Origin of the sequence: Nocardia salmonicida NBRC 13393, assembly GCF_001613085.1 — a bacterium.
In the GTDB taxonomy this organism is placed as follows: Bacteria; Actinomycetota; Actinomycetes; order Mycobacteriales; family Mycobacteriaceae; genus Nocardia; species Nocardia salmonicida.
In genome coordinates this window covers 75,018-95,500 of record NZ_BDBR01000030.1, presented here as the reverse complement: position 1 = coordinate 95,500, position 20,483 = coordinate 75,018, and the positions used below count along the sequence as shown (strand labels likewise).

General features: G+C 68.6%; 11 protein-coding genes. 4 read left to right on the top strand and 7 right to left on the bottom strand.

Annotated features, from left to right (window positions below; all coding sequences use genetic code 11):
- Positions 1–51 precede the first annotated feature (51 nt).
- Positions 52–1,302 carry a PucR family transcriptional regulator gene (locus NS1_RS25535; RefSeq protein ID WP_062988441.1) on the top strand — a complete coding sequence of 417 codons (1,251 nt, stop codon included), beginning with the start codon at positions 52–54 and terminating at the stop codon, positions 1,300–1,302.
- Between the two features lie 27 nt (positions 1,303–1,329).
- On the opposite strand, the gene NS1_RS25530 is transcribed toward NS1_RS25535, so the two are convergent.
- From NS1_RS25530 to NS1_RS25515, 4 genes are read right to left on the bottom strand one after another with little or no spacing between them, the layout of a single operon-like run.
- Positions 1,330–2,628 carry an FAD-dependent oxidoreductase gene (locus NS1_RS25530; protein WP_062988439.1) on the bottom strand — a complete coding sequence of 433 codons (1,299 nt, stop codon included), beginning with the start codon at positions 2,626–2,628 and terminating at the stop codon, positions 1,330–1,332.
- Complete coding sequence (locus tag NS1_RS25525) at positions 2,625–3,617, bottom strand: AfsA-related hotdog domain-containing protein (RefSeq protein ID WP_062988437.1); 993 nt, start codon at positions 3,615–3,617, stop codon at positions 2,625–2,627. The genes NS1_RS25530 and NS1_RS25525 overlap by 4 nt, the downstream gene beginning before the upstream one ends.
- On the bottom strand, positions 3,614–6,805 hold the full coding sequence (locus NS1_RS25520) for a type I polyketide synthase (protein ID WP_062988436.1): 3,192 nt from the start codon (positions 6,803–6,805) through the stop codon (positions 3,614–3,616). Before NS1_RS25520 ends, NS1_RS25525 begins: the two co-directional genes overlap by 4 nt.
- A gap of 26 nt (positions 6,806–6,831) precedes the next feature.
- Positions 6,832–13,311: a type I polyketide synthase gene (locus NS1_RS25515; protein WP_062988434.1), complete on the bottom strand. Its 6,480-nt coding sequence runs from the start codon at positions 13,309–13,311 to the stop codon at positions 6,832–6,834.
- Positions 13,312–13,547: 236 nt separating this feature from the next.
- On the opposite strand from NS1_RS25515, the gene NS1_RS25510 reads away from it, so the two are divergent.
- From NS1_RS25510 to NS1_RS25500, 3 genes are read left to right on the top strand one after another with little or no spacing between them, the layout of a single operon-like run.
- Positions 13,548–14,444: an oxidoreductase gene (locus NS1_RS25510; RefSeq protein WP_062988432.1), complete on the top strand. Its 897-nt coding sequence runs from the start codon at positions 13,548–13,550 to the stop codon at positions 14,442–14,444.
- Positions 14,434–15,642, top strand: coding sequence for a lipase family protein (locus NS1_RS25505; protein ID WP_062988430.1), 1,209 nt, complete (start codon positions 14,434–14,436; stop codon positions 15,640–15,642). The genes NS1_RS25510 and NS1_RS25505 overlap by 11 nt, the downstream gene beginning before the upstream one ends.
- A 23-nt stretch (positions 15,643–15,665) precedes the next feature.
- Positions 15,666–16,853 carry a lipase family protein gene (locus NS1_RS25500; RefSeq protein WP_062988428.1) on the top strand — a complete coding sequence of 396 codons (1,188 nt, stop codon included), beginning with the start codon at positions 15,666–15,668 and terminating at the stop codon, positions 16,851–16,853.
- On the opposite strand, the gene NS1_RS25495 is transcribed toward NS1_RS25500, so the two are convergent.
- The 3 genes from NS1_RS25495 to NS1_RS25485 are packed head-to-tail and all read right to left on the bottom strand — an operon-like array spanning position 16,854 to position 20,415.
- Positions 16,854–18,932, bottom strand: a complete 2,079-nt coding sequence (locus tag NS1_RS25495; protein ID WP_062988426.1) for a xanthine dehydrogenase family protein molybdopterin-binding subunit — start codon at positions 18,930–18,932, stop codon at positions 16,854–16,856.
- Positions 18,929–19,915: an FAD binding domain-containing protein gene (locus NS1_RS25490; protein WP_062988424.1), complete on the bottom strand. Its 987-nt coding sequence runs from the start codon at positions 19,913–19,915 to the stop codon at positions 18,929–18,931. Before NS1_RS25490 ends, NS1_RS25495 begins: the two co-directional genes overlap by 4 nt.
- Positions 19,912–20,415, bottom strand: a complete 504-nt coding sequence (locus NS1_RS25485) for a 2Fe-2S iron-sulfur cluster-binding protein (RefSeq protein WP_062988422.1) — start codon at positions 20,413–20,415, stop codon at positions 19,912–19,914. Before NS1_RS25485 ends, NS1_RS25490 begins: the two co-directional genes overlap by 4 nt.
- Positions 20,416–20,483: the final 68 nt, after the last annotated feature.

Genomic DNA, 20,483 nt, shown 5'->3' with positions numbered 1-20,483 from the left:
ACAGACCTACGACCAGCCCCATTCGCTGTCTGCCACGACGGAGTGCCTTCGATGAATTCTTCAGCCATGGATCGGATCTACGATCCGCTCATCATCGCGGACGGTCGAACCGCATCGAGTTTCCTGGGAAACGCCGACGAGTTGGTGTCACAGCTCGTCTCCTATTTCGCCGAGAATGTCATGCCGTGCCAGGCACTGCCGAGCGAGGCGATGCGCGGTGACGTCACCGAGTTCACCCGCCGCTGTCTGATGCTGGCGATGGAAATGCTGGACAGGCGGACGACCCCGTCCGAGCCGCAACTGGTGGCGCTGCGCGCGGCATCCGCCCAGCACGCACGCGAGGGTGTACCCGTCGGGACACTACTGCGCGCGTACGCCGAGGGGTTCCGGATCGGCTTCGAACTCGTGATCGGACAGGTGACAGCGGCCGATCTCGCCGAAGTCGTCGCGGGTACTCGCCTGCTGCTGCGCACGCTCGAGGTCATCAACGCGACGGTGACGAGTGCCTATCTCGAAGAGCAGCGCCAGGTCGCCAAGGAACACCAGACCGGTGCGCAGACGATGATGTCGGCACTACTGAGCGGCCATGGCATCGGCGCCCTCACCCGGCAAACCGGCATCAGAGTGGCCGACTCGTATCAGGTGGTGGCACTGATGATTCCGGAGCTGCCCGAGGAGCACGACCCACGCGTCGACGCCCAGGTGGTCGCGCGGCGCAAACTTCGACGCGTGCAGGCGGCGCTGGCCGATGCCTTCGCCTCCCGGTCGCTCGCACTGCTGAGCACCACCGGCGGAACCCTGCTGATCCCGAGCGACGAGCCCGACACGGCGCGGATGACCGGCGACATCCTCGCCACGATCAGCGCGACCTCGGGGGTCGAGCTCACCGCGACCCTGGTGCCCGCCCCGACCGACCAGATCCCCAAGGCCACCGAGGAAGCACACGAGCTGCTCGATCTGGTGCGCGGCATCGCCAAACCCGCCGGCCTGTACGAGCTCTCGGATGTGGCGATCGAGTATCAGCTCACCCGGCCCGGACCGGCGCGCGAGCATCTGGCCGATGTCATCGCCCCGCTCGCCGCCCATCCGGAGCTCCTGGAAACGCTGCGGACCTACATGGCGACCGGTCTCAATCGCAAAGCCACCGGGCGGCGACTTCATGTGCACCCCAACACCATCGACTACCGCCTGCGACGGGTGGGCGGCCTGACCGACCTGGACCTGACGACCGCGGAGGGCATTCTGCGGGCTCGCATCGCACTGCTCGCCGACGACATGGTGCATGCCCGGGGCGCCGCGTAGCTCACACGCGGCGCCCCGGGCCCACGCTCACGCGGTCAATGCGTCGGCTGCCGCGACACCGGATCGGTAGCAGGCTTCCAACTGCGCCCCGAGTAGGTAGTCACCCGCAAGCTGCAGTCCCGCAACGGATTCGGTCTGCTCGCGGAGAGCCGTGCGGAACCCGGCGTGATCGGGGAGGTAGGCGCAGTGCGCCGCGGCCCAACTGCGTGTTTCGGTGCGGACCCTCGCGATCGACGGTCCACCGAGATGACCGCGCACCTGCGCCTCGGCCTCGTCGATCCAGTTCGCCAACTGTCGCGCATCCGGCGTCGGCCGGGCATCGCGCCCACTGAAGGTGTAGCGGACGATATCGAGATCGTTGACGCCATAGACCCCGGCGGCGCTGCACGGTCCCGAGTCGAACGCGATCGATCGAACGGTGCTGCCGAAGAACGGCTGCTCGTACTGCACCACCGCGACCGTGGACGGCTGGTAGGTCACCTGGCCCAGCACCTTGCTCAGCGCGGGAGCCACGGGTTCCAACAGATTCGCCGCCGCGTACGCCGGGATCGCCACCACTACACCGTCATAGGCGGAAAACGTTGTGGCGCCGCCATTTTCGGAGATATCGAGTCCGATCACCCGGCCTTCCCGCAGCACGATGCGATCGACGCGGGTGTTCAGCCGGACCGGCACCTGCCCGGCGAACCAGTCCAGGACCGGCTGCAAACCGTCGACGAGTTGGTCGTATCTGTCCTGCACCATGCCGAGGCTCACCCCGAACGCGCCGAGGTACACCTCGTCCGGTTCGGCGGCGTTGAGCCGAACTGTCAACGGCCGCAGCACAGTACGACCGAATTTGGCTCCGAAGTGCGCGCCGAGCGCGACGTCGTCGCTGTCGGTTCCCGCCTTGCCGAAATAGTCCGACCCCAGGTAGCGGTTGCGCTCGTCGAACCGCACGCGCGCACCGTAGTAGAGCATGCGCGCCGCGTCGACCGGCGAACCCATGCGCAGCAGATGGCGCAGGAAACCAGCGATGCCGGGGTTGTCGAGGGTCACCAGTTCGCCGTTGATGATCTGCGAGCTGTTGATTCCGAACGGCTCGTAGGTTCGCTCCCCGGACGCGGCGATGAAGCCGCGCAGCTGCTGGTAGTGGCGGCCGATGTTTTTGCCGCCCATCATGATCGGCCGGCCGCCGAGGGTGTCGAAGCCGCAGCGGCCACCGAGCACCGCGTCCTGCTCGATCAGTTCGACGCTGTGGCCCGCCCGATGTAGTGCGAAGGCGGCGCCGATGCCGGACAAGCCGCCACCGATGACCGCGTACCGTTTCGCCGATGCTGTGGTCATGATCCGAGGTTCTCCTGTCGTTGCCCGGACACGGGATAGTGCGCCAGCTCGACGTGTGCGAGGGCGATGCGGTTGCCGTACTGGTGCAGCGCCACCTCGACCGTGATCTCGTCCAGGTCGAGATCGCCGACAGCCGCGGTGGTGCAGGTGATGGGGGCGTCCAGCTCGGCGAAGTCGGTGAACTGGGCCTCGAGGTCGAGTACCGCGGCGACCGGCGAGGCGAGCAGACCCGTCGCGGTCGCCGCCAGCACCGCCGCCTGCCGGAACACCTCGAGAAGCAACGGCCCCGGCACATGGTCGTATTGGTGGTCGAAGAAACTCGGATGCCCGCGATCCACCACCACGACCAGGTCCTGCGCCGCGGTGCGGGCGAGCACCACATTGCGGGGATCGCGCCGCCCCACGAGTTCCGGTGGGAGGCGCCGCACCGCATCGGAACCGACCGCGACGAGCGCCGAGCGCTTGCCCTGCTGGAGTTCGCGGAACTCGTCGTAGGCGTCACGGGGGAAGGTGATTCCGCTGCCGCGCACTGTCATCGCCAGCGCTCCGTGGATGGTCAGCGTGGCGTCGAAGGATACGTCGTGGTAGTAGCCACGCCCGGTGCCCGCCGCACCCGGTCGCAGGCGAACCACCCCCTCGAGCGGTTCTCGTTCGCTGTCGCGGAACAAGCTCAGGTCCTCCACCGCGAACGCCATCCGCTGCAGGCTGGCCGGCGCGTCGGCGGGAACACCGAGGTGCCGTTGACCGACTACGAGCAGCGCCTGCCGGACGGCCTCGACGGCGGAGAACGGATCATGGTAGGGAACCAGCCGATCGAACCAGAGCGAGTGCGCCCGCGGCACCTGCACGGCGGCAAGGTATTCCGAGCTCCCGACCATCGCCGTGTCGGCGACGTAGACCTCCGCGAGCCCGCGCCGGTGGGCCAGCGCGGCGGGCACCAGTTGTTCGAAGCCGAGGGTGCCACGCACCGGCGACAATCGCCCGCTCATGCGAGCACCGCCTCGTGGGTCGACGCGTCGCTCCAGATCCGGGCGGCGAGTACAGCGCCGAGCGCCCGCGGGGTCGGGTGGGTGAACAGGTCCTCCAGTGAGAGAGCGGTGCCCGCGGCGGCATTGATTCTGCCGCGCAGTTCGAGGGCGGACAGCGAGGTGAGTCCGATCGCGAGAACCGTGGCGTCGAGATCGATGTCGTCTTCGGTGAGGTCGATGAGGATCTCGCGGATCTGATCCACTACGAGTCGCACCGCGACTTCGGAGCGCTCGTCCTCGGGGACGGCCTGCCAGTCCGGATGCGTGGGCGCCACCTCCCCCGCCGATACCTCGCGTCGGCCGACGCTCCGGTCACCGGCGAGTTCGGCTCCCGCGACGCCGATCATGCTCTCCAGTACGGCACTGTCGGTGTGGACCCAGTAGCGGCGGTGCTGGAACGGATAGGTCGGCAGATCGACCGCCCTGGTCGTCTCGTCGGAACACAGCGCCGACCATCCGACTTTGGCACCGGTAACCCACGCTGCCGCAACGGCTTTCACCGCCGAGGTCGCTTCGTCGACGCCGGGGCGCAGCACCGGGACCGCCGTGCTGCCGGTATCGGCGAGTGCCTCGTAGACCAGCCCGGAGAGGGTGTCTCCCGCGCCGAGTTCGAGGTAGGTGACGACGCCGGATTCGTGCAACCGCAACACGCTGTCGTGGAAACGCACCGGCTCCCGGGCCTGCCGTACCCAGTAGTCGATCGAAGTCAGCTGTCCCGGTGCCGATGCCATGCCGGTCACCGTGGAAATGATGGGGATGCGCGGTTCCTGGAGCCCGACGCCGGCCACGACGGCGCGGAACTCGTCGGCGATCAGATCCACGTGCGGCGAGTGGAAACCGCGGTCGACGCCGAGCCGGGCAACCCGTCGACCACGTTCTCGCCAGTACCGTGCGAGCTCGCCGACCGCCGCGACATCGCCTGCGATCACGGTGGCGTTCGGCCCATTGGCCGCCGCGACCGACAGTTCGGACTCTCGACCGGCGATCGAGTCGGTGACCTCGGCACAGGATGCCCGCACCGAGACCATCGCGCCCACGGCCATTCGTTGCATCAACCGACCGCGCGCCGCCACCACCGCGATCGCGTCGTCCAGCGACAGCACACCCGCGACGTGCGCGGCGCTGAGTTCACCGACGGAGTGCCCGACAACGAAATCCGGTGTTGTTCCCCAGGATTCGAACAGCCGGAACATCGCCACCTGCAGTGCGAAAACGGCGGGCTGGGTGTATTCGGTCCGGGTGAGCTGTTCACCCGTTCCGAACATCTCCGCGCGTAGCGGGTGCGCGAGATGGGTGTCGAAACCAGCGCAGACGTTGTCGAGGGCCTCGGCGAAGACCGGGTACGCGTCGTACAGCCCGCTGCCGATGCCCGCGAGTCGGTCGCTCTGACCCGGGAACATCATCGCCAGCTTGCCGCCGGTGCCACGATGTGCGAGGACTGCCGAGGGGGCGGTGTGTCCATCGGTGATGGCGGCGAGCCCGTCCAGGAACTCACCGCGGGTGTTCGCCACGACAACGGCGCGATGGTCGAATCGCGTTCGCGTGGTGGCCAAGGAGTGGGCGATGTCGGCGAGGCGGTGCGAGGAGTTCGCGACTGCCTCACCTACCCGGGCCGCTTGGTCGCACAGTGCGGCGGCGGTGCGCGCCGACAGCAGCCACGGCGTCGGCGGATGGGACGGCCTCGGCGGATGGGACGGCCTCGGCGGATGGGACGGCCTCGGCGGATGGGCGGGAGCGGGTGTCGGCGGGTCATCTGCCTCTGCGGTTTGCGGCGCTTGCTCGACGATCAGGTGGGCGTTGGTGCCGCTGATGCCGAAGGACGACACCCCCGCCCTTCGTGCGTGCTCGGTGCGCGGCCACGGTTGTAGTCGCAGGGCCAGCCGGATGCGATCCTCGGTCCAGTCGGCGTGCGAGGTCGGCGCGTCGACATGCAGTGTGGGCGGGACCATCTCGTGGCGGATCGCCTGGACCACCTTGATGAGTCCGGCTATCCCCGCGGCCGACTGCGTATGTCCCATATTCGATTTCACCGAGCCGAGCAACACCGGTGGCGCACCGTCGCGCTGCCCGTAGGTCGCGAGCAGGGCCTGCGCCTCCACCGGATCGCCCAGCACCGTGCCGGTGCCGTGGCCCTCCACCATGTCGATATCGGCCGGGCGCAGACCGGCGTTGGCCAGCGCGGATCCGATCACCCGCTGCTGAGCCGGACCGCGCGGTGCGGTGAGGCCGTTGGACGCACCATCGCTGTTCACCGCGGAGCCGCGCAGCACCGCGAGTACCCGGTGCCCGTGGCGCTGCGCGTCCGAAAGACGTTCCAGTAGAACGAAACCGACACCCTCACCCCACGCGGTGCCGTCCGCGCCCGCGGCGTAGGACTTGCACCGCCCGTTCGGCGCCAGCGCACGCTGACGGGAGAACAGCGCGAATGGCATCGGGGTGGACATCACCGTGACGCCCCCGGCGAGTGCCATGCCGCATTCCCGCAGGCGCAACGACTGCATCGCCTGATGAATCGCGACCAGCGACGACGAGCAGGCGGTGTCGACGGTGACCGCCGGACCTTCCAGACCCAACAGGTAGGCGACCCGTCCCGCCGCCATCGAGGCGTGATTGCCGGTGAAGTAGTAGGTCTCCGCACCGTCCCACGCCTGGGTGGCGCCGAATCCGTACCCCTGATCGCTGAATCCCACGAAGACGCCGGTGTCGCTGCCGCGCAGCGTCGTCGGGTCGACGCGGGCCTGCTCGACCGATTCCCAGGCGAGCTCGAGCAACAGCCGCTGCTGCGGGTCCATCGCCTCGGCTTCGCGCGGGCTGATCCCGAAGAACCCGGCATCGAACTCGCCCGCGCCCTCGAGGAAACCACCCTCGCGCACATAGGATTTGGCGAACTTGTCCGGGTCGGGATCGTAGAACCCGTCGACGTCCCAGCCCCGATCCGCCGGGAACTCGGTGATCAGGTCGCGTCCCTCGATCAGCGCCTGCCACAGGTGATCGGGTGATGCGATCCCGCCGGGGAACCGACACGACATTCCCACGATCGCGATCGGTTCCCGCGCGCGTGCCTGCTCGTCACCGAGCTGCTGTCTGGTCTCCTGCAACTGTCGGGTGGCGCGTTTGAGATAGGCGCGCAGTTCCGCTTCGTCGGCCATTCGACTCTCTCGCTTTCTGGTCCGGCTCAGACCGAACGGACCTGGTCGATGAGATCGAAAAGGGCGTCGTCATCGGCGCCGTCGATGTTGTCGACGACATCGCCCGCCGCGTCACCGCGCAGGGTGCGCACGAGGTCGTTGATCCGCACCAGCAGTTCGTCGACCCGCTCCGGCGCCAGCTCCACTCCGACACAACCCGCGGCCAGCGCGTCGAGTTGTCCGACGATCCGCGCTGCCGGGTCGTCCACGGGGGCGATCTCGGTGCGCAGGTAATCGGCCAGCGCGGCGGCATTGGGATAGTCGAAGACGATCGTCGTGCGCAACTTCGCGCCGGTGGCCGCTTCGAGCCGGTTACGGAATTCCACGGCGCCCAGCGAGTCGAAACCGAGGTCGGTGAACGCGGTCTCGGCGGGCACCGCCTCCGCGGACGCATGACCGAGGACGGCTGCCGCGTGCGATCGGATGACGCCGAGGATGATTGCCTCCTGTTCGGCCGGTTCGCGACCGGTCAGGCTCGCCAGCAGCTTCGCCGACTCGTCGGAGCCGCCGCCGGCCGCCCGGCGCGGACCGCGAAGCAGCGACCGCAGCATCGCGGGCATCTCGTCGACGTCGCCGAGCGAGCCCAGTGCCGTGAGGTCGAGCCGTGCGGGCACCGCCAGCGGTCTGCCGGTCGACAGGGCGCTGTCGAACAGGGCCATGCCGTCGTCGTCGGTGAGCGGGATCAGACCTTCGCGGCGCATTCGCCGCAGGTCCCGCTCGGTCAGATGACCGGTGATGCCCGTGCCGCGTTCCCACAGCCCCCAGGCCATCGCGGTGGCAGGCAGGCCGCGGTGGCTCCGATGCTGGGCCAGCGCGTCGAGGAAACCGTTGGCGGCGGCGTAGTTCGCCTGGCCGGGGTTGCCGAGCAGACCCGCGATCGAGGAGTACAGGACGAACATCGACAGGGGGTGCGCCCGGGTGACCTCGTGCAGATACCAGGCTGCATCGGCCTTGGGGCGCGACACTGTCGCGATGTGCTCCAGGGTGTGCTCGGTGAACAGCGCGTCGTCGACGACGCCCGCGGTGTGCACCACCCCGGTCAGCGGGTGCGCGGCGGGTATCGCCGCGACCAGTGCCATGAGCGCGGCGCGGTCGCCGACATCGCAGGCGGCGATCTCGACCTGGGCGCCGAGTGCGGACAGTTCGGCCGCGAGTTCTGCCGCGCCGTCCGCGTCGGGTCCGCGACGGCTGGTCAGCAGCAGGTGACGAACCCCGTGCGCGGTCACCAGGTGCCGGGCGGCCAGCGCGCCGAGCCCGCCGGTGCCGCCGGTCACCAGGACGGTGCCGTCTGGATCCAGTGGAGTCGGCACGGTCAGCACGTACTTGCCGACGTGGCGGGCCTGGCTCAGCTGCCGGAACGCCTCGGGCGCCCGTCGCACATCCCAGCGGGTGACCGGAAGTGGTCGCAGGACACCGGATTCGAAGAGTGCGCGCAGCTCGGTCAGGATCTCGCGCAGCCGGTCGGGGCCTGCCTCCATCAGGATGAAGTTCTGGTAGTGGACGCCCGGGTGGGTGCCCGCGATCTCGTCGGCGTCGCGCAGGTCGGTCAAGCCCATTTCGATGAACCGACCGCCACGCGGGAGCAGATCCAGCGACGCGTCCACTTTGTCACCGGCGAGCGAGTCGAGCACCACATCGACACCGCGCCCACCGGTGGCGTCGAGGAACTTCGTCTTGAACTCGGTGGTTCGCGTATTGCCGATCCGCTCGTCGTCGAAGCCGTTCGCGCGCAGCACATCCCACTTGCCAGGGCTGGCCGTCACGTAGAGGTCCAACCCGAGATGGCGCCCCAACTGCACCGCCGCCATACCGACACCACCGGTGGCGGCGTGGATCAGCAGCGACTCCCCCGCCCGCACCTGCGCCAGGTCGACCAGCGAGTAGTAGGCGGTCGCGAACACGATCGGCGCGGCCGCCGCATCCTCGAACGACCAGCCCGCGGGAATCTTGATGACCGTGCGCCGGTCGGCCACCACCGTGGCGCTCACCCCGGTGAAGATGCCCATCACCCGATCGCCGGGTGCGAAATCGACGACATCGGCGCCGACTTCGACGATCACGCCGGCACCTTCACCACCGATGGCGGTATCGGGGATCGGGTACATCCCGAGCACGATCAGCACGTCACGGAAGTTGACACCCGCCGCCCGCACCGCGATCCGCACCTGCCCCGGTCCGAGCGGTTCCGTCTCCGGTCGCGCGGCCAGAATCATGTTGTCGCCGTGCAGCGTTCCGCGCCCGTGGTCGACCAACTGCCAGTCGTCGTCACCGAGCAGTTCGGCGGACCCGACCGTGTCCGCACCGGCGCGTACCAGGCGCGGCGCGTGCGTTTCACCGTGCCGGATCGCCAACTGCGGCTCGGTGGTGATCACAGCGCAGCTGAGCACCGCTTCGCGGTAGTCGACACGACCATCGAGATCGAGCAGCGCGATGCGGCCGGGGTTCTCGTTCTGCGCGGTCCGCAGCAGCCCCCACACCGCCGCGCCTGCCAGATCACCGACATCTTCGGCGCCGTGGGTCGCGACGGCGCCGCTGGTCACGAAAATCACCAGGGCCTTGGCGAAGTCGTCGTCGGCGAGCAATTGCTGCACCACCGTCTGCACGGCGGTCACCTGCTCGCGCACTGCGGCCGGATCCACCGAACCGACGCTGGTTGTGGGAACGCGCACGACGACGAGGTCGCGGTCAGCGCGTTCGCACCGCTCGACAGTTACGCCGCCGGCAGCGAAGTCCAGCTCGGACCATTCACCGTGTCCCGCAATGGGTCCGGGTGACGGCACGGTCACCCAGTTCACTTCGTAGAGTCCGCCGTCCGAGGAGGATGCCCGCTGACCCAACGCCGCGAGGGGAATCTCGCGCAGTGCCAGCGATTCCGCGCTGGCGACCGGCCTACCCGCCGAATCGGTGAGTTCGAGGCCGATGCGGTCGGCGCCGACCGGGGTGAGCCGAACCCGCAGCGACGACGCGCCGACGGCGTGCAGACACACGCCTTCCCAGGCGAACGGCAGGCGGATCTTGCCGGATTCGGTCGGGCCGACCGTGCCGGTCGCGATCATCGCGTGCAGTGCGGCGTCGAGCAGTGCCGGGTGTAGACCGAATTCGGCAGCGTCCGCGGTGGCCGATTCGGGCAGCGCCACCTCGGCCAGTACGTCGTCGCCGTGGCGCCAGATCTGACCGAGGCCGCGGAAGGCGGAGCCGTACTCGTATCCGGCTGCCGCCATCGCGTCGTAAGGGTCGCCGACGGTCAGCGCGACCGCGCCCGTGGGCGGCCACGCGCCGCCGTCCGCTGTGGCAGCGGCGATCTCGTCCGACGGTCGCACGGTGCCGGTGGCGTGTCCGATCCACGGCAGCTCGGGCGCGGAAGCTGTCTGTAGACGCGAGTACACCCCGATCGTCCGATGCCCTGATTCCTGTGCCGGTCCGACCAGTACCTGCAGTTCCACCGCACCGGTCTCGGGAATCACGAGCGGGGATTCGAGCACGAGCTCGCCGACAACCGGGCACTGCACCGATTGACCCGCATGCCAGGCCAGTTCGATGAACGCGGTGCCGGGAAGCAGTACCGCGCCACCGATCCGGTGCCCGGCCAGCCAGGGGTGCGAGTGCAGCGACAGCAGCCCGGTCAGCAACAATCCGCCGTCCCGAGCCAGGCCGATCTTCGCGCCGAGCAGCGGATGATCGTCGGCGTCGAGTCCGGCGCCGCGCACATTGCTGCCCTCGCTCACCTCGAGCCAGAACCGCTCACGCTGGAAGGCATAGGTGGGCAGGTCGATCGGACGGGGGTCGGCGCCCTCGAAGAGTGCGGCCAGATTCAGCGCTGCCCCTTGGGAATACAGCGCGGACAAGCCGGCGACGAACGCGATATCACCGGCGATGCCGGGCCGCTGCAACGCGGCGGCGGTCATCCCCGCGCCATCATCGACGATCTCGTGCACCATCGCCGTCAGCGCGGCCCCCGGCCCCATCTCGGCGAAACAGTTCACCGCGCCCTGTTCGCGCGCCCACCGCACCGCGTCCAGGTAGCGGACCGGTTCGCGCAGGTGGCTCACCCAGTAGTCCGGCGAGCACAGCTGCGCGGCCTCGGCCACCTTGCCGGTGAGCGCCGAGATCACCGGCACGGTCGGCGGGCGATAGATGAGTCCACGACAGACTGCACCGAATTCCGCCAGCACCGCGTCCATCTGGGACGAATGGAACGCATGACTCACCCGCAACCGGGTGGTTCGCACGCCGTCGGCCGACAGTTGCCCGGCGATGGCGTCCACGGAATCCGTCGCACCCGAAACAACCACGGACGCGGGCCCGTTCACCGCGGCGATGCCGACATCATCGTGTCGGCGCACGAGCTCGGCCACGGTCTCCGCGTCCGCGGCGACCGCGATCATCGCCCCGCCCGCGGGCGCGGACTGCATGAGTCGACCGCGTGCGGCGACCAGGGTGCAGGCATCCGCGAGCGACCAGACCCCGGCCACATAGGCGGCGACGATCTCTCCGATCGAGTGACCGAGCACGAACGCCGGTCGCAATCCCCATGATTCGGCCAAGCGGTACATCGCCACCTCGGTGGCGAAGAGGGCGACCTGGGTGATCTGGGTCCGGTCGAGCGCGCCCACGGTGTCCTGATCGTCGAAAACGACTTCGCGCAGCGGTGTTTCGAGATGCTGGTCGAACTCCGCGCAGATCTCGTCGAAGGCGGCGCGGTACACCGGATAGCCCTCGTACAACTCGCGCCCCATCCCCGCGCGCTGAGCGCCCTGGCCGGGGAACATCACCGCTGTGACCGCCCCGGTGACAGTGCCACGCACCACGTTCTGCGCCGATTGCCCATCCGAGAGCGCTCGCAGCCCGGCGGTCAGTTCCTCGGCGTCGTGGCCGACGATCACGGCGCGATGCTCGAATCGAGCACGGGTGCCGAGCAGCGCGACGCCGACATCGACAGGGTCGGCTGTCTCGAGCCGGGCGAGCAGCGCGCTCGCCTGAGCGGCCACCGCGGCCGCGGAGCGCGCGCTGACGACCCACGGAATCACCGGCGGTGCAACGGTTTCGGCAGCTCGATCCACCTCCGGCGAGAAATCGCCTCGCTCGATGACAACGTGCGCGTTGGTGCCGCTGATGCCGAAGGACGACACCGCGGCGCGCGGCGGCTGCCCGGTCGCGGGCCACGCCTGTGCCTGGGTCACCAATCGGACCGAGCCCGACGACCAATCCACATGCGGCGTCGGCTCATCGACATTCAGCGTCGGCGGCACCACCCCGTGCCGCATCGCCATCACCATCTTGATCAGCCCACCGACCCCGGCGGCGGCCTGCGTATGTCCCATATTCGACTTGAGCGAGCCGAGCAACAGCGGCTCGCCGCCCTCGCGCTCGGCACCGTAGGTGGCGAGCAAGGCCTCCGCCTCGATGGGATCGCCCAGCCGGGTCCCGGTCCCGTGCGCCTCGACGACGTCCACGTCCGTCGTGGCCAACCCCGCGTCCGCCAGCGCCGATCGGATCACTCGCTGCTGGGACCGCCCGTTCGGCGCGGTCAGACCGTTGGACGCGCCGTCGGAGTTCACCGCGGTGCCACGCACCAGACCCAGGATCTTGTGCCCGAGGCGCCTGGCCTCGGAGACGCGCTCGAGCAGAAGCATGCCGACACCCTCGCCCCACGCGGTGCCGTCGGCACCCGCGGCGAAGGACTTGCACCGGCCGTCGGCCGCCAGCGCGCGCTGGGTGGAGAACGCGACGAACGCGGCCGGTGTCGACATCACGGTGACACCGCCGGCCAGCGCCATCGTCGACTCACCGGAGCGCAACGATCGCACCGCCTGGTGTATCGCGACCAGCGACGACGAGCACGCCGTGTCCACCGTGACCGACGGGCCTTCGAGTCCCAGCACATACGACACCCGCCCCGAGGCGATGCTCGACGCCTGACCGGTCATCAGGAACTGGTCGATCGTCTCGCGCAATCGATCATCGATATCGCGCGACGACGGGCCTTCGGAGTCCGGCATCAAGCCGACGAAGACGCCCGTCGCACTGCCGCGAACCGTCGTCGGGTCGATGCCGGCCCGCTCGAAGGCTTCCCATGCGGTCTCCAGCACCAGCCGCTGCTGCGAATCCATCGCCTGGGCCTCACGGGGGCTGATCCCGAAGAAGTTCGCGTCGAATCCGGTGGCGCCGTCGAGGAATCCGCCCGTTCGCACATACGACTTGCCCGGCACGCCCGGTTCCGGATCGAACAGACCCTCGATGTCCCAGCCGCGATCGGTCGGCCACTGCGACACCAGACTGCGCCCGTCGACCGCCGCCTGCCACAACTGCTCCGGCGAGGTCACCCCACCCGGGTAACGGCACGCCATGCCGACAATGGCGATCGGCTCGGTCGCCCGCGCTTCCACATCGTCGAGGCGCGCGCGGGTGGTCTGCAGTTCCCGGATCGCCTTCTTCATGTAAGTGCGTAGTTCGTCTTCGCGAGCCATAGGGCAAACATCTCCTGCATCAGGGGTATCGACAGGGAAGCGAGCAGTGCGGCGGGATCGGGTATTCGCCCAGCGATCTACTCGACAACACTGACCGGCGCCACGCTACGACAGTGGGCAAGCGAATTCGCGGCGCGCCGAACCTCTTTGGGAAACGACCAATGGCCGCCGCGTCGTCCCTGACATTTTCCAAACGCATTGCCACCCGATGACTGCGATTCGTAAGGTCATGCGCCATGGCAAGGACTCCCGATCCGATACCGGATCAGCACGGCCGACGATTCGTTATCACCGGGGCCAACGGCGGACTCGGCGAGGTGGTGACCCGCACGTTGGCTGCCCGTGGCGCCACGGTGATCATGGCCTGCCGGGATACGAAACGAGGGCGGGATATCGCCGATCAGCTGGACGGCGATATCTCCGTGGCCGCCTTGGATCTTGCCGACCTGTCCGATGTGCGCCGATTCGCGCGAGAGTGTGGCGAATTCGATGTGTTGATCAACAATGCCGGGTTGATGAATGTGCCGTTCGCCCGTACCGCCGACGGATTCGAAACACAATTCGGGGTCAACCATCTCGGGCACTTCGCGTTGACGGGCTTGCTGCTGGATCGGATCAAAGACCGGGTGCTCTCGTTGTCGAGCATTTCCCACGGGTGGACCAACGCGCTTCCGCTCGACGATCTGCGCTTCGAACACCGTCGATACAGCCGGCATGCGGCCTATCCGGAATCGAAACTGGCGACTCTGATTTTCGGCCGTGAACTGCAGCGCAGGCTCCGCGAATCCGGGTCGACGCTGCGTTCCTACGCCGTGCACCCCGGTGTCGCGCCGACCGGGCTCGTCGCCAAGACCCAGACGCCACTCGATTACGTCGCCGAGCCGTTCATCCGCCTGGTCGGCCAATCACGCACCGCCGCGGCCCGATCCATGCTGTATGCCGCCACCGCACCGGATGCGGACCCCGACATCTACTGGGGCCCGACCAAGCTTTTCAAGACCCGAGGGCCGGTCGGTGCCTGCCCGTCGAGCGCATTGTCGCAGGACCGGGCCCTGTGGCAGCAGTTGTGGACGGTGTCCGAACGCGCCACCGGTGTCCACTTCCCCGCGTCGGCGGTGATCCATGAGAATTAGTCTGCGCACCCTGACCTGTGCCCTCATGGTCGGATTGCTCGCCGCCTCGGGCCCACCGTCGGCTGTCGGCGCGCCACCGGTGTATCCGGCGCCCGACCCCGACCCCTTCTACGCCGCGCCCGCCGACATCGCGAGCAAGGAACCCGGCGCCGTGCTCGCGGTCCGCGTTCAGGAACCACTGCCCTACTTCCCCACCGCCACAGTCACTTTGGTGAAGTTCCGATCCAACGACTCGCAGGGGCGACCGATCGCCGCGACCACCACGATCCTCACCCCGAAGGATCATCGCCAGGGCGCGCCGCTGCTGTCCTATCAGCACATCATCAACGGCCTCGGCACCCAGTGCGCGGTCTCGCGCGCTCTCTACGCCTACGATCCCAATCTGCTCTATCGTGCTGTGCCGCTGCTGAATACGATGCTGCTGCGCGGCTGGAGCATCGCCCTGCCCGACCATCTCGGCCCGAACGCCGCCTACGGCGCGGCCAAACTCGGCGGCCAGATCACCCTCGACGGCATTCGCGCCGCGACCAGGGTCGGAGAGCTCGGCCTCGCCGACAGCCCCTCGGCCATGCTCGGCTACTCCGGCGGTGGCATGGCTACCGGCTGGGCTGCCGCGCTCGCGCCCCAGTACGCGCCCGAACTGCGCCTGGTCGGCGCCGCGCAGGGCGGTGTGCCGATGAACATCACCACGATGGCGCGCGCACTCGGTTTCGCCCCGCATCCCATGTTCGGGCTCGCGATGGCCGCCGCGCTCGGGCTCGAACGCGAGTACCCCGATCGTCTTCCGATCAGCGCGCAGCTCAACGACACCGGCTTGGCGGTGCGCGATGCCATGTCCAACGGTTGCACCGTCGAACTCATCGCCGCCGGTGCGATGCACAGCGCCTCCGATCTCGCCTCGACCGTGTCCCTGATCGACGACCCGCGGGCGTGGGAAGTGGGCGACGCCAACAGTTTGGAGCTGTTCGAGCCCGTGCCCACGATGCCGATCTTCGAGTGGCACACCCCCATCGACCCGCTCATCCCCGTCGACGCCGTCGATCGCACGAACCAGCGCTACTGCCGGGCCGGGACACCGGTGCTGTCCGAGCTCTATCCGAGCCCCGATCATCTGGCCACCGCGGTGATGGGTTTTCCGTCTGCCGTCGCGTGGCTCGATGCCCGATTCCGCGGCGAGACCGCCCCGAGCAACTGCTGACTTCTCGAGAGATAGGAATTTCCATGCGCCGGATATTGACGGCCGCGTTGACGGCGCTGTTCTACAGCCTCACCGTCGCCATTTTCGCTCCCATGGCGACGCCGGAACCGCGTTACCCCACACCGAATCCCGACCCCTTCTTCACCGCACCGGCCGATATCGGCGACTTCGCTCCCGGTGACGTGGTGCGGCAGCGCAAGTTCAACCTCGGCGCCTACCAGGGCACCGACATCTGGCACGTCGCGTTCCGCTCGACCGACTCCGCGGGCGACCCGATCATGGGTGTGACCACGGTCTTGATCCCCGCCGGTGTCGCGAACCCGCCGCTGGTGTCGTATCAGGCGCTGATCAACTCCCTCGGCACCAAGTGCAACCCGTCCACCTCGCTGATCAACGACGAGACCCCCGATGCGTTCGGCGCGGTCCTGCCGCTGGGGCGCGGTTGGGCGGTCGCCTTGCCCGACTACCTCGGCCCGAATGTCGCCTACGGCGCCGCCAGGCTCAGCGGCATGGTGACCCTCGACAGCGTGCGTGCGCTGCAGCGAGCGCCCGAACTCGGCCTCGGACAGTCCCCCATCGCACTCGCCGGGTACTCCGGTGGCGGACTGGCGACCGCGTGGGCCGCCGCCATGCAACCGACCTACGCACCGGAGTTGAAGCTCGCCGGCGTCGCCGCGGGCGGCATCCCGGCCGACCTCGAACAGATGGCCCTCGGGATCGGCTTCGGCCACCATCCCGGTTTCGGCCTCGCCTGGGCGGCGGCAATGGGCCTGGAACGCGAATACCCGCAGCGTTTGCCCATTTCCGACCAGCTCAACGGCGAGGGTCTGTGGTTCCGCGACTTCACCGCTGACGAATGCCGGCGCTTTCTGCTGTTCCACGGTGTGGCCCGCAGCGCCGAACAGTTGGCGGCGACCAAGTCCCTGATGGACAGTCCCGAAGCGCGGGCGGTGTTGCGCGAGAACAGTTTGCGCTACGACCCCGAGATTCCCGAGACCCCGATGTTGATCTGGCAGGGCGTCTTCGACGAACTGACACCCTTCGACGCCGTCGACGACGTGGCCACCCGCTACTGCGCGGCGGGCGCGCCGGTCACCTTCTCCCGCTATCAGATCGCCGAACACATGACGACCGCGGTGGCGGGTCTGCCCGAGGCCTGGAACTTCATCGAAGCGCGATTCCGCGGCGAACCCGCGCCGACTCGCTGTTGATCACAGCGCGCCGAGCAGGTCTTCCAGATGGATGGGGACATGCCGGAGGCGGACGCCGGTGGCGTGGTAGATCGCGTTGCCGATCGCGGCCGCCGACCCGACGATGCCGATCTCACCGATTCCCTTGCTGCCCATCGGGTTCAGATGCGGGTCGTGTTCATCGATCCAGCTGACATCGATCTCGCCGATATCGGCGTTGACCGGGATGTGGTACCCGGCCAGGTCGTGGTTGACGACCGTGCCGAGGCGCGGATCGAATTCGCTCTGTTCGAGTAGCGCCATCGACAGACCCATGGTGACGGCGCCGACGAACTGCGAACGGGCAAGCCGCGGATTGATGATGCGACCCGCGCCGAAGACACTGACCACACGGGGAACCCGGATCTCGGCGGTGTCGGAGTTCACGCGGACCTCGACGAAGTGTGCACCGTAGGCATGGGTCGAAAAGTTCTCTCGCTCAGGGTATTCGGGGGCTCGCACCGTGATCTCGGCGCCGTCGGCGGGGTCCTGGCCGAATCTGTCACGGAAGGCCCGCGCGGCCGCCACCACGGCCGAGCCCCACGACGCCATGCCGGTCGAACCGCCCGCGACCGTCGCCTCGGGGAGATCGGAATCGCCGATGCGCAGCTCGATGCGGTCCGGGTCGACACCGAGCGCGTCGGCGGCGATCTGGCCGAGCGAGGTCCAGGTGCCGGTGCCGATGTCCACCGCGTCGATGGCGACTTCGTAGCGGTCGCCGGTGCGACGCACGCGGGCGCTGTTGCCCGCGGCGGTGTCGGCCGGGTAGGTGGCCGCCGCGACCCCGGATCCGATCAGCCAGCGGCCCTCGCGCCGCGACTTCGGCGCCGGGTCGCGTTCGGCCCAGCCGAAGCGCTGTGCCCCGGTTCGTAGGCATTCGGCCAGCCCGTGCGTAGAGAAGGGGTGCCCTGATTCCGGGTCGACCTCGGGTTCGTTGTGCATGCGCAAGGCGATCGGGTCCATGCCGAGGGCGACCGCGAGTTCGTCCATCGCCGTCTCCGCCGCGAACATTCCAGGACAGTGTCCGGGCGCCCGCATCCACGACGCGACGGGGACATCCAGCGTCGCGAAACGGTGCGAGGTCGATCGGGTGGCCGCCGCGTACATCACGCGGCTGACCACTGCGGTCGGTTCGGCGAATTCCTTCACCGTGGAGGCCTGTGCGATCGCCGCGTGGGCGATCGCGGTCAGGGTGCCGTCGGGATGCGCGCCGAGCCGGACCCGCTGGATGGTCGGGGTCCGGTAACCGGCGAGGGAGAACAGCTGCTGCCTGGTCAGTGGCAGTTTCACCGGTCGTCCGCCGGACAGTTTCGCCGCCATCGCCGCGACCACGATATTGGCGTGCGGCTCGCCCTTGGACCCGAAGCCGCCGCCGACGAAGGGCGCGATCACCCGCACCTGTTCGGGCGCCAACCCGAACAGCGGCGCGATCTGGGCCCGCACGACGTGTGGGCCCTGGGTGGAGTCGTACAGCACCAGGGTGTCGTCGTCGGTCCAGTGCGCGACGGTGGCGTGCGGTTCCATCGGATTGTTGTGGACCATCGCGGTCGTATAGGTCTGGTCGATCGTGACCGGGGCGATGGCCATGGCCGCGTCCACGTCGCCGATCGAGGTGTCGGTGGAAAAGCCGCCGCTCACCTCCTCGGGAGCGTGGAGGTTCTCGCTGTCGGCATCGAGCGTGACCTCGGCGGGCCGCTCGTCATAGGTCACGCGCACCTGCGCGGCGGCTTCACAGGCCACTTCCGGGCTCGTCGCGATGACCGCGCCGATCACCTGCCCGCGGAACGCGATCTCGTCGTTCTGCAGGATGAACAGTTCGTTGTCGTCGTCGACGGCCAGCCGGGCGGCATTGTGGTGGGTGAGCACCGCGACGACACCGTCGATCCGCTCGGCCGCGGAGGTGTCGATCTCACGGATGCGGCCTCGGATGATCGTCGACTGGATCACGACGCCGTACAGAGGATCCGGTTGCGGATGCTCCATCGCGTAGGGCGCGACACCGCGGAGTTTGGCCGGTCCGTCGAGGCGGGTGGGTGAGGTGCCGATCGCCGGTGAGTTCACGGCGCCTCGCTCAGCTCGCGCAGGGTCGCGACGAGGACGTTGCGCGCCAAGGCGATCTTGAATCCGTTCTGACGCTGTGGGCGCGCGTCGGCGAGTTCGGCATCCGCCGCGGCGGCGACGTTGTCCTCGGTGGGAGCCCGCCCGCGTAGTTCGGCCTCGGCGGTGTGCGCTCGCCATGGTTTGGCCGCGACACCGCCGAAGGCGATCCGTACATCTCGCACGACTCCGTCGGCGATGTCGACGGCGGCCGCCACCGAGACCAGCGCGAAGGCGAACGACGCACGATCGCGGACCTTGCGGTAGGTGGAGGTGTCAGCCCACTCGAGCGCGGGCAGGTCGACGGCGGTGATCAGGTCCCCGTGTTCGAGGACGGTGTCGCGTTCGGGTTCGTCGCCGGGCAACCGGTACAGGTCGACCAGCGGGATCTCGCGCTCGCCGTGCGCGCCGCGCACCCGCACTATCGCGCCCAGCCCGACCATCGCCACCGCCATATCGGAGGGATGGGTGGCGATGCACTGGCTGGACGCCCCGAGAATGGCCTGGTCGCGATCGAACCCGCCGATCGCCGAGCATCCGCTGCCCGGCTCGCGCTTGTTGCACGGCACGGTCGAGTCCTGGAAGTAGGGACATCTGGTGCGCTGCAACAGGTTTCCACCGGTGGTGGCGAGGTTGCGCAGTTGGGCGGACGCTCCCGCCACGAGTGCGGCCGACAGCATCGGATAGCGGGCCCGGATCACTGGATGCGCGGCCAGGTCGGCATTGCGTACCGCCGCACCGATGCGCATACCACCGTCGGGCAGGTCGGTCACCTGATCGAACGGCAGTCTGCTGACATCCACCAGCTTGCCGGGCGCGATGATCCCCAGTTTGAGATGATCGACGAGATTGGTTCCCGCGCCGAGGAATACGGCGTCGGGTTCGGCGAGAACCGCGGCGACCGCGTGCCCCGCGTCGGTGGCGCGTTCGTAGGCGAACTCCCTCATCGGGCGACCTCCTGAATCGCCGCGACAATGTTCGGATACGCCCCGCAGCGACACAGATTGCCGCTCATCCGCTCCCGGATCTCGGCGGCACTCAACGCGTTCTCGGCCGTCGGATCAGCGCTCACCTGGCTCGGAGCGCCCGCCTTCACCTCGTCGAGCATGCCCACCGCCGAACAGATCTGCCCCGGCGTGCAGTATCCGCACTGGAAGCCGTCGTGTTCGAGGAAGGCTTGCTGGACCGGATGCAGGTCGTCGCCGTCGGCGAGTCCGTCGGCGGTGACGATCGTGGCGCCGTCATGGGCGACGGCCAGCGCGAGGCACAAGGTCGCCCTTCGTCCGTCCAACAGGACCGTGCACGACCCGCATTGCCCGCGATCGCAGCCCTTCTTCGGGCTGGTGACGCCCAGCTGTTCGCGCAGGACATCCAACAGGGTGGTGCGGGTGTCGACGTCGACCACCCGCGTCCGCCCATCGACGGTCACACTGATTCGCGCACGCATCGAACGGCCTCTCGTCGTGGGACAGGCGACTCCACAGGCAACCGCAGCCGACCCTTCCAGGCCCGCTA